At 71.0% G+C, this 11,015-nt stretch carries 7 protein-coding genes; 5 read left to right on the top strand and 2 right to left on the bottom strand.

From position 1 onward, the window contains the following. From ACL03I_RS29735 to ACL03I_RS29715, 5 genes are all read left to right on the top strand, one after another. The coding region (locus tag ACL03I_RS29735; protein ID WP_412807500.1) for a lytic transglycosylase domain-containing protein at positions 1-896 on the top strand (896 nt) is incomplete at its 5' end. A 511-nt stretch (positions 897-1,407) separates the two neighbouring features. Continuing rightward, complete coding sequence (locus ACL03I_RS29730) at positions 1,408-2,628, top strand: hypothetical protein (protein WP_412807499.1); 1,221 nt, start codon at positions 1,408-1,410, stop codon at positions 2,626-2,628. Between the two features lie 70 nt (positions 2,629-2,698). Continuing rightward, positions 2,699-3,922, top strand: a complete 1,224-nt coding sequence (locus tag ACL03I_RS29725) for a serine hydrolase (RefSeq protein ID WP_412807498.1) — start codon at positions 2,699-2,701, stop codon at positions 3,920-3,922. Between the two features lie 167 nt (positions 3,923-4,089). Continuing rightward, the gene (gene trpB, locus ACL03I_RS29720; RefSeq protein ID WP_356965971.1) at positions 4,090-5,331 is read left to right on the top strand and encodes a tryptophan synthase subunit beta; all 1,242 of its coding nucleotides are present in this window, start codon (positions 4,090-4,092) and stop codon (positions 5,329-5,331) included. Between the two features lie 76 nt (positions 5,332-5,407). Beyond that, positions 5,408-6,550: a metallophosphoesterase gene (locus ACL03I_RS29715; protein WP_412807497.1), complete on the top strand. Its 1,143-nt coding sequence runs from the start codon at positions 5,408-5,410 to the stop codon at positions 6,548-6,550. Between the two features lie 16 nt (positions 6,551-6,566). Here the strand turns inward: ACL03I_RS29715 and ACL03I_RS29710 are convergent, their stop codons facing one another. Both ACL03I_RS29710 and ACL03I_RS29705 read right to left on the bottom strand, forming a co-directional pair. Continuing rightward, a complete protein-coding gene (locus ACL03I_RS29710) occupies positions 6,567-8,222 on the bottom strand; it encodes an alkaline phosphatase D family protein (protein ID WP_412807496.1) in 1,656 nt (551 codons plus the stop codon). 57 nt (positions 8,223-8,279) lie between these two features. Continuing rightward, the gene (locus ACL03I_RS29705; RefSeq protein WP_412807495.1) at positions 8,280-10,892 is read right to left on the bottom strand and encodes a LuxR C-terminal-related transcriptional regulator; all 2,613 of its coding nucleotides are present in this window, start codon (positions 10,890-10,892) and stop codon (positions 8,280-8,282) included. Between the last annotated feature and the right edge of the window lie 123 nt (positions 10,893-11,015).

The following is an 11,015-nucleotide window of genomic DNA, read 5'->3' as shown; positions in this document are numbered from 1 at the left end:
TGCGGGCGGTGGGTCCGATGCAGTTCTTGCCGGGGACGTGGGGGGCGTATGCGGCGGATGGTAATGGGGACGGGGTGGCCGATCCGCACAATGTGTTCGATGCGGCGTTGGCGGCGGGGAAGTATTTGTGTGCGGGGGGTTTGGATCTGCGGGATCCGGCGCAGGAGTTGCGGGCGGTGTTGCGGTACAACAACTCGATGGCGTATGCGGCGAATGTGTTGAGCTGGGCTCGGGCGTATCGGTCGGGTGGTTCGCCGACGCAGGTGCGGGTGTCGCCGGATCTGGTGGCGCCGGGGTCGTTGCCGCCGGTGGGGCCGGGCACGGACATGAGCGCGGTCACCACGATGGTGCAGGCGCCGGAAGTGGCGCCGCAGACGTCGGCGCCGCCGCAGCGGCAGTACGCGCCGACGCAGGTGATGATCACGCTTCCCGGTTTGCCGCCGATCCCGTGCGGGATCTTCTGCCCGCCTCCGCCGCCGGTGAATCCCTGTGTCGCGCAACCGGTTCCTGCTCCGATGCCGCAACCGGGACAGCCCGGCACGGGGCGCATCCCTTTGGCGCCGGGGCAACGGTACGGCGCGGCCCCCGGGCAGCTCCCCGACCCGGACGTGAACAGTGCCGAGGCCGAAGGCATTCCGCAAACTGCCGGTGCCGAAGCTGTCGACTGCACGCAACCCGGAGCGGACACCGCCACGGGCCCCGCGCCCGACGCTCCGCGGCGGGACGGCGCACCACGCAACCCCGAACCTGCCATCACCACACCGCCCGCGCCGGAACCAGAACCCGAACCGGTGCCCGACGCGGAGTCGACACCCACGCCGCAGCCCGGGATCACCCTGCCCTTCGGCATCGTCATCCCACTGCCCGGGCCGCCCCCGCCGCCTCCGGCGGGCTGACCCCTTGCCCGACACACCGACCTGCTCGCATCCGGAGCCTGCCGCTATGCCGCCTGCGGGGTGTCACGGCGGTAGTTCTGAGGATGAACAGACCCATTGCGCTCGGCTTACCCGCCGGCGGGATGCGCGAAATCCGATCCGAGTGTGGGCGCAGTCGCCGAGCGCCTGAAGGAGTTCTTCGAACATTGCGTCCGGCTGGGCCGGATCATGGTTCGCCCGGCGGCGGGAGCCTACTTCGGTAAGAGATCGCACGCACTCGAAGGCGGCCGCAAGCGCGAGAGTGCACGACGCTGCCGCAAAGGCGTATCCGGACTGCGTCGACCAACGTATTGTGGTCGGTAGCTATCGCGTGGCATCTACCAGCGGCGCCCAAGAGACCAGCGGTCTTCGCGGACGCCATTTCGTGCGGTGGGCGCTCGGCGAACGGGTGGTCCGGTGCACCGACCGGAGCCGATCGCCGGCGGCCGCGGTGACGAACCTTTACCGAGACCGGTCGAGCAGAGGTGATCTCATGAGGGCCACAGTCGGAATATCAGCGGAGCAGGCGGTGGTGCGCGGTGTGATGGTCTCGTCGACGGCGCGACGAGGCACTCGCCCGGCCGTGCTGCGCGAGATCGAACAGCCCGTCGAGCACTCCACCGCCGCCTCGGTGGCCGCCACGCTGGACGCGTTGACGTCCGCCGCGGGATCGCGCACCGAAATCGATGACGTCGCGGTCGCGTACCGCACCGTTGCCGAACGGCGGGCAATCGTCTCGCAACTTTCGTCGGCCGCGTGGCGATCGTCGTCGCTGGTGTCGACCAAGACAGCGCTGCTCGCGCTGCTCGAGGAGATGCCGGGCCTCGGCGAGTACGACACGTTGCTGGTATCGGAGGTCGTCGGATATCACACGTCGTATCTCGTGGCCGGGCCGAGTCGGGGCGAGATCCTGGTTTCCGGCACATGGTCGTCCGGTGTCGTCGACGCCGAGAGCGCGGATTCGGCGGTCGACCGGATCAGGCCCGCCCTGGAGGCGGCCGCGCTGCGGCCCGACGCCGTGGTGCTGTGCGGCGCGTCGGCGGGAGACCCGGACGTGGTCTCCGCGCTGCGGACCGGGCTCGACGCCCCGGTCATCGTGGTGCCCGACCATGCCAACGCCGCCGCTTACGGTGCGGCCTTGGTCGCCGCAGCTCCGTTCCGGCGCGCGGCGGAACCGGCAGTGGCCGATCGCAGGCATGGCGGCCGAGTCATCCTCGCCGGGGCCGCCGTCGCCGCACTGCTGGGCGGAGCCGCGATCGCGGTCGCGCAGGCGCGGGAGGACCGTCCGGCCGACGCCGCGATCGGCGGCCCCGCGGAGGCGTCCCTCACCGCCCCCCAGCCCGTCGATCCGAATCCAGCGCTCGCGACCCCGACGCCGGCGGCGGAGCGGGCGCCCGTGTCCATCGTTCCGGAGGCGGCGGTCACCCCGGAGCCGTATCCTGAGCCGCCGGCGCCGCGTCCCGCGAACGCGCAAGCTCAACTGCCTCTGCCGGTGCCCCCTGGCCCCGAACCGCCGCCGGCCGAGCAGCAACCGCCGCCGCACCCGCGCACCACGACGGAATACCCCGAACCGACGACCGCCGCCGCCCCCAACGACACCTTCCTGTTCCCGGGCGAGTCGCCACCGCCACCCTGGAACGCCGACCCGGCAGCGGTTCAGGCCTGGTGGGACAACCACGCGAAGCTGAAGGAGAGCTGGCTGAACAGCCGCTGACCCCGATCGGTGTGCCGCCGCCGTGATCGGCGGGGCGGCGGCACCCGCGGCCGGTCGATAAGCTGGCCGGGTGAGCGCACCAACGGCGGGATCGGTGGCGATCGTCGACGACCTGGAGGCCGTGACGACCCGAGGCCCTGAAGACGATCCCGCGGCGACCGGGATCGGCCGCGCCGGCGTGGAGGCGCTGTGGGCGGCGGTGCAGGCGTGGTACCGCTTGGGCACGACTCCGGCGATCCAGGTCTGCCTGCGCCGCGAGGGCAGGATCGTCCTGAATCGCGCCATCGGGCACGGCTGGGGCAACGCGCCGGGCGACGGGCCGGACGCGGTCAAGATCCCGGCTACCCCGGACACGCCGTTCTGCGGCTTCTCGACCGCGAAGGGCGTTGCCGGAGCGCTGATGTTCATGCTCGTCGAGCAGGGGGCGTTCACCCTCGACGAGCCGGTGTCCGGCTACATTCCCGAGTTCGCGTCGAACGGCAAGGCCGCCATCACGATCGGTGACGTACTTTCGCACTCCGCCGGGATCCCCTTCGTCACACCGCCGTATCAAGGCGTCGATCTGGTACTCGACGAGGAACTGGCCGTGCGTGGGCTGGCCGACCTGGTCCCGAGTTGGAAGCCGGGACGGTTCCGCGTGTACCACGCGCTGACCATCGGGTTGATCCTGCGGCTGCTGGTGCAGCGCGCCACCGGCAAGCGGATGCGGGACCATCTCGCCGAGCAGGTGCTCGAGCCGTTCGATTTCCGCTGGACCAATTTCGGTGTGCGACCCGAGGACGTCGGCAAAGTCGTGCCGAGCGTGAAAACCGGTCCGGCTCCGTCGCGCACGGCGACCTTTCTGGCGAGCAAGGCCATCGGCGGACGAATGGACCGGGCGTCGCGCTCGGCGACCGACGCCTTCCTAACCGCCGAGCTGCCGTCGGGCAATCTGATCACCACCGCGTCGGAGTTGTCGCGGTTCTACGAGATCCTCACGCGCGGCGCACCGGACGGACGGCGCATCATCAGGCCGGAGACCTTGGCCGAGGCGGTGCGCCCGGCTCGCTGGATACCCGGTGTCGCCGGACGTGTCAGCCGGGCGGGGTTCGAACTCGGCGGGCGCAGGTCGAAATTCGGCCGCGACACCGGGTCGCACTTCGGGCGCAGCGGATTGACCACCCAGTACGGGTGGGCCGATCCGGCTCGTGGGCTGTCCGGGGCGATCCTCACCAGCGGCAAGGCCACCACCGACACCGAGCGGCCGTGGCAGCTGGTCGCTCAGATCTCCGCCACCGTGCCTGCCGCCCGGTAGCCAAGCACCGGGAGCCCGCCCGCGCCGATCGCCTCCACCAGTGAGAAGCCTTAGCCATCCGAACGATTTAGTCTGTTAACTCGCTTGTTGCCAACCCGTCGGGTTGTGCTAGCGCTAGCGGAACAGACTGACCCGTCGGCTCTTTGGCGGTGAAAGCGTTGGTGTTGATGAGGATTGACCTTGACGTGGCGGTGAGCGCATCCCGGCACGAGAAGTTCCCCGACGAACGCGGGCGGTTCGGCGTGTTCGGCGGCAGATTCGTCCCCGAGGGCCTGATGGCCGCGCTGCTGGATCTGGAGGACGCCTATCGCCTCGCGCGAGAAGACCCCGGGTTCCTGGCCGAGTATCGAGAATTGTTGCGGGACCGGGTCGGTCGGCCCACGCTGCTGCATCAGGTACGGCGCTTCGGAGAGTTGCTGGGTGTGCCGGGCGCCCGCGTGTATCTCAAGCGCGAGGACATGGCCCACACGGGCGCCCACAAGATCAACAACGCCATCGGGCAGGCGTTGCTGGCGCGGCGGATGGGCAAGAAGCGGATCGTCGCCGAGACCGGCGCGGGGCAGCACGGCGTCGCGGTCGCCACGGTGTCGGCGATGCTCGGATTGACCTGTGTGGTCTACATGGGAACCGAGGACATGCGCCGCCAGGCGTCGAACGTGATGCGGATGCGGCTGCTCGGCGCCGAGGTGCGGCCGGTCGACATCGGCTCGCGCAGACTGAAGGAGGCGATCAGCGAGTCGGTCCGCGACTGGGTGTCCACCGTGGACACCACCCACTACCTGTTCGGCACCGCGGCGGGGCCCGCGCCGTACCCGCGGATCGTGCGGGATTTCCAAACGGTGATCGGCACGGAGACCAGGAACCAGATCGCGCGCGTCGAGGGCAGGCTGCCCGATTACGTCCTGGCCTGTGTCGGCGGCGGCAGCAATGCGATCGGGGTCTTCCATCCGTTCGCCGACGATCCACAGGTGCGGCTGATCGGCGTCGAAGCGGCCGGGCGGGGGGTGGACACCGGCGAGCACGCGGCGACCCTCTGCATGGGCAGTCCGGGTGAGATCGACGGCTCCTACAGCTATCTGCTGCAGGACGAGGACGGCCAGATCGCGCGGACGCACAGCATCGCGGCGGGACTGGACTATCCGGGTGTCGGTCCCGAGCTGAGCCATTTGAAGGACAGCGGCCGGGTGACCTATCGGGCCGCCACCGACGCGGTGGCGCTGCGCGGCATGCAGGCACTCAGCCATACCGAAGGAATCCTCGCGGCATTGGAATCCGCCCACGCCGTGGGCTATCTGATGGAGATGGCCGACCGCGGTGAGATTCCCGCGGGCTCGCTGATCGTGCTGTGCCTGTCCGGCCGCGGGGACAAGGATCTCACCGTGGCCGCCGAGCGGCTCGGTGTGGCATGACCGCTGCTATGGTCGAAAGCGCCCATGGCGCCGGAGAGGGACCGCGCGCTACACCCGCGCACGAGGACGAGCCCTCTTGAAGTTTGTGCCCCGCCTGATCTTGTTCCTGGCGATTCCCGCTGTCTTGTTCCTGCTGCCCTGGTGGACGCTGGTTGCGGCGACCACCGACGAATCCGGCCCGCTGTTCTGGCTGGGTTCGGCACTGTTCCTGCTCGGGTTCGCGTGCCTGCCCGCGGCGATGTATCTCGGCCACGGCCCCGTGCAGTCGGACGCGGCCTCGATCGTCGGCGACACCTTGCTGGGCGTCATGTGGGTGCTGTTCAGCTGGTCGGTGCTGGGCAATCTGGCGCGCGCGGGATTGACCGTCGCGGGCGTAAACGACCCGGCTCGCTCGCGGATCGTCGCGGCGGGCGTGCTCGCGGCCGCGACGGTGCTGGTGGTGTGGGGTGTGATCGAGGCGCGCCGGGTGCCGCGGGTACGCACGGTGGATGTCGCGATTCCAGGTCTCGGCTCCGCGCTGGACGGACTGCGCGTGGTCGTCGTGACCGACACCCATTACGCCGCGCTGAACCGGCTGCGCTGGTCGGAACGCGTGGTCGAGGTGGTCAACGCGCAACGGCCCGACATCGCCTGCCACGCGGGCGACCTCGCGGACGGATCGGTGGCGAAGCGGCACGCGCAGGTCGATCCGCTCGGCAAGGTCGAGGCCGAACTCGGCCGGTTCTACATCACCGGCAATCACGAGTATTTCGGCGACGCGCAGGGCTGGATCGAGCACATGGCCGCACTCGGCTGGCAGCCGTTGCACAATCAGCACGAGGTCGTGCGCCGCGGCGACGACCGCCTGGTGATCGCGGGCATCGACGACCCAACCGGCATCGGCTTGACCGGTCACGGCCCCGACCTGCCCGCCGCGCTCGCAGGGGCGGACCCGGACGTTCCGGTCGTCTTGCTCGCCCACCAGCCCAGGCAGGTCGCGGAGGCCGCGGCCGCGGGAGTGGCGTTGCAGATCTCCGGCCACACCCACGGCGGCCAGATCTGGCCGTTCCACTATCTGGTTCGCCTCGAGCAGCCCGTCGTGGCCGGGCTGAGCCGCCACGGCGAGCGCACTCAGCTCTACACCAGCCGGGGCACGGGATTCTGGGGTCCGCAGCTGCGGGTGTTCGCCCCGAGCGAGATCACCGTGCTGATCCTGCGTGCGGAGTCGGCGACCGGGTGAACCCCGGGGCGCCGGGTCAGCGCGGGCCGGGCTCGGCGTCGGCGCGGCTGACGGCATCGGGCGCCGACGGCGGCGCAGGGGAATCGCCGGAACTCCACGCCTCGGTGACACCAGGAATGCCGTCCTGGACGATGTAACTGGCGCGGGTACGGATCGGCGCGCCGGGATAGCGGACATAGGGCACGACACGAAAGTCGTTGCGCCACAACCTGTGATCGAGTTCCACCCGGACGTACCCACGCTGGGCGTTGAAGAACTTGACGTCCGGATTCGCCGCGAGCAGACCGCGGCCCTTGTCGCTCAGGTCCACTCCGTCGCCGTTGCTGGTGATCGAGGTACCGGTGAATTCCGCCGCCACAACCGGTGATCCGGGATCGGAGTAGTCGCGCCGCAGGTCGGCGGCCTGGTTCTCGTGCCGGTCGCCGGTGATCACCACCAGGTTTCCGGCGCCGCGCGCCGCGGCGGCGCCCAGCACCGCGTTGCGGTCGGCGACGTATCCGTCCCACGCGTCGGTGGAGACGGCGACCCACGGACCGGGGTCGGAGTCGTTCTGGCTCATGCCCACCTGGTTACCGAGGACCTGCCAGCGAGCCGGGGAGTGGGTCAGACCGTCGATCAGCCAATCGCGTTGTGCCGCACCGAGGATCGTGCGGTCAGGGGAGAAGCGCTCGGCGCAGCCGCTGACCACGGCGCCGCCGCAGGCCTGCGGGGTGCGGTACTGGCGGGTATCGAGCATGGTGATCTCCGCGAGGTCGCCGAACCGGAAACGGCGATGCAGCCGGATGCCCGCCGCGGACGGTGACTGCGCCAGGCGCAGCGGCTGGTGCTCGTACATGGCCTGGAAGGCGGCGGCGCGGCGCCCGCGGAACAGGGCGGGCACCCGCCAGATGTCGAGGCCGATGCCGGGCGCGTCACCGGCCCAGTTGTTGTCGACCTCGTGGTCGTCCATGGTGACCAGCCACGGGAACGCGGCGTGCGCGGCGCGCAGCGGTTGCTCGGATTTGTAGAGCGCGTAGCGCAGCCGGTAGCCGGGCAGGTCGACGGCTTCGTCGCGAAAGTGGGGACCCATCGTGACGCCCGCCCGCCCACGCAGCCAGGCCCGCTCGTAGATGTAGTCGCCCAGATGCACGACCAGATCCAGGTCTTCCCGGCTCATGTGCTCGTAGGCGGTGTAGTAGCCGGAACTCCAGGACTGGCAGGAGGCGAAAGCGAAGCGCAGCCGCGCCAGGGCCTGGCCGGGCGCCGGGGCGGTGCGGGTCCGTCCTACCGGCGACACGGCCGACCCCGCCCGGAACCGGTAGAAATACCAGCGATCCGGGGTCAGCCCGTGCACCTCCGGATGCACGCTGTGGCCGAGTGCGCGAGTGGCCACCGCCGATCCACGTGCCACCACGCGGCGGAAGTACTCGTCGTCGGCGACCTCGTAGTCGACCGTGACCGGGTGCAGCGGCATGCCGCCGAGGCCGTCGGGCGCCAGCGGGTCGGGGGCCAGCCGCGTCCACAGCACCACACCGTCGGGGGCGGGATCGCCGGACGCGACGCCGAGCGAGAACGGATCGCCGAGCCGGCGCGGGGCCGGAAATCGGGCACTACCCGCCGCTGCGGTGCCCGCCAGGACCGCGGCAGACCCCGCGGCGCCGAACCGGAACAGTTCCCGACGTGAGAGGGCCATACATCAGCGTAAAGCCGCGTACGGCGACGGGAAGGCGTCGCGCGAGCGGATGCGGCGTCAGAGCAGGCCGCCGCGGCGAGCGTGATGCAGCGCGTCGACGCGGGAATTGGTGCCCAGCTTGCCGTAGATGCCGCGCAGGTGGGTCTTCACGGTGTTGACCGAGACGCCGAGGTCCTCGGCGATCTGCTGGGCGGTGCGACCGGAGGGCAACTGCTTGAGCACGGTCATCTCGGTGTGGGTCAAGGCGGGGTAGGCAGGCCTGCGCCGCGCCGCGGGATGACGGCGGATCGACTCCGCGAAGCTCTCCGCCCGGCCGAGACGGCCCGCGTAGCTGTCCAGCAAGGGCATCGCGGCGGGCACGTCGAGGAACGGCCGCAGCAGCCGGTGCGGTGTCGCGGAACCCAGCGCGTTCTCCAGCGCGGCGAGGGCTTTGGCCGGAGCGCGGGACTCGTGCTGTGCCGCGGAGTAGAGCAGCCACCCGGTGACCGCGCTGACCGGACGCAGCTCGCCCGCGCGGTCCAGCAGTGGTTCGAGCACCGCGCAGGTCGCCTTGCGACGATCGGCCGCGGTGTGCAGTGCCGCATCGGCCAACCGCACCTCGGGCAGTTCGCCGACGATACCGCGGGCGCGTTCGACCAGCAGTTGCGCCGTCCTGGCATCGTGCACGCGCAGCAGCGCCCACACCACCGGCAGGATCAGGCTGCCGGTCGCCGCGGGCACCGCCTTGTGCTCGAGCAGGACGAGCAGGCTGCGGCGCAGCGCGTCGACCGCGGCCGACTGCTCCTCGGCTCGCTCGAGGTCGAGCAGGCGGCCCACGACGTGCGCGCGCCATCCCGCGACCGGACCGTGGGATCCGTCGTGGTCGACCCGCTCGGTGAGCACCGACGCGATCTGCGCCGCGCCCGGCGTCTCGCCTTGCAGGTAGGCGCCGTAGGCGGCCACGGCGGTCGCCTGGACGGCGTCGGTGGTCTCCAGCAGCCCGTGTTCCTCCGCGATCGCCAGCGCGCGCGCCGCGCGGTCCCGCATCGCGGTGGCGGCGTCGACGGCGTCGGCGGCGAACGCCAGCCGGGTCAGCGCACGCAGCACCAGGCGAGGGCGCCCCGCGTGCTCGGCCAGCGCGAGCCCGGAGTGCAGCAACTGTTCTCCACGCGTGACCGCGCCGCCCGCGACGAAGGCGGTGGCGATCTGGATCTCGGTGTACGCGTCGAGATCGGGATCGCCGGTCGGCGCGACGTCCTCCGGAGACTCGGGCAGCACCGCCCCGGTGGTCGCCGCGACGTCGATGGTCGCGGCGAGGGTGAGCGCGTCCAGCCGCTGCGCGTCGGCGAAGGAGGCCTTGGCCGCGCGCCGCGCCGCCGCGGTGTCCAGGCACGCCACCGCGGCGGCCGCGCTGCCCGCGACGAGAGCGTCGACGACGCGCACCAGCCAGAGAAAGGGGTCGTCGAGCAACGCCGGCGCCGAACGGGCCAGATGATCGAACAGCGTCCGGCCCGTGCCGTCGAGAACCATGCGCAGCGCGCACGCCGACAAGAATTCGCACAGTTGCTCGTGGTCCGCGCTCGCGAGCTGATGCGGCAGCGCGGTCTCGGGCAGCCCCGCGGTCCGCAACCAGCGGGCCGACCGGCGATGCAGTTCCGCGCACACGTGCGGCCCGAGGCGGCGAGCTTCGGCGAGGAAATAGGCGCGCACCAGCGGATGACAGGAGAACCAGACGTCGCCGTCGCGCACGACCGAGTCGATCGGGAAGCCGATCAGGTCGAGTTCGTGCAGCGAGTGCCCCGCACCGCCGCCCACGAGTTCGTCGGCGAGGTGCTCGGTGAACGCGACGGGAATGCTGGTGCAGGTGAGGAACCGGCGCAGCGTGGGCGGCAGTACCTCGACGAGTTCCCCGAGCAGGAAATCGGTGACCGCGCGCGCCGGGCGGGCGAGAACGGCGAGCGCCGCGGCGCGGTCGTCGGATCCGGCGGCCAGATGGATGGCGGCGATGCGCACGAGCGCGGCCCAGCCCCGGGTCAGGGCGCCGAGCGCATCGAGTTCGGCGCCGGTGAGTTCGCACCCGTGGTGGCGGCACAGCGCGTCGATCTCGTCCGCGGTGAAGGCGAGTTCGCCCGCGCCCCAGCGGGTCAGCCGCGCGTGCAGTTCCAGGACGTGCCAGCGGATCGGCGGAGCCGAGCGGGCGCACAGCATCGTCGTGACGGTGGGCGGCGCGTGGTGCAGGAAATATTCGATACCCGCGAGCAGGAGCGGATCGGTGAGCAGATGAGCGTCGTCGAGCACGAGGATCGTCGGCGTCGTGCGCGCGGCCAGTGTCTCGACGAGCGCCGCGGCGTACGCGGCAGGGGGGCAGGCGTCGGTCGTGGTCGCGATCTCGAACCGCTCGTGCAGCACCGTCCACAGCGACGTCGCGTCGTCGAGCTGCTCGGTGACGGTCAGCCAGGCGACATCGGATCCGCCCGCGGCGTGCCGGGCCGCCCAGTCGGCCGCCAGCACCGACTTCCCGGTCCCGGCGGGTGCGCGCAGCAGTAGTACGTGCCCGGTGCCGGACATGCTGTCGGCGGCGGCGTACAGATCGGGCCGGGGAATCGGGGTGAACGGCAACGCCGGTATTTCGGCAGCGGACCGCGCCGCGGCGGGGATGCGGCGTAGAGCGGGGACGTGCGATGTGGTCACCGTGCCTCCCGGGCCGTGTGCTGGCAGATCACTACCGCGCCTCGGTAGCGGAACATACCCGGTGCGAAGTCCGCTCGATCAGATCGTGTGTCGTCGTTATGGAACTTTCATTTCGCGCGAACA

Source organism: Nocardia sichangensis, assembly GCF_047200615.1.
Classification (GTDB): domain Bacteria; phylum Actinomycetota; class Actinomycetes; order Mycobacteriales; family Mycobacteriaceae; genus Nocardia; species Nocardia sichangensis.
This window is presented reverse-complemented; position numbering and strand designations above follow the sequence as displayed.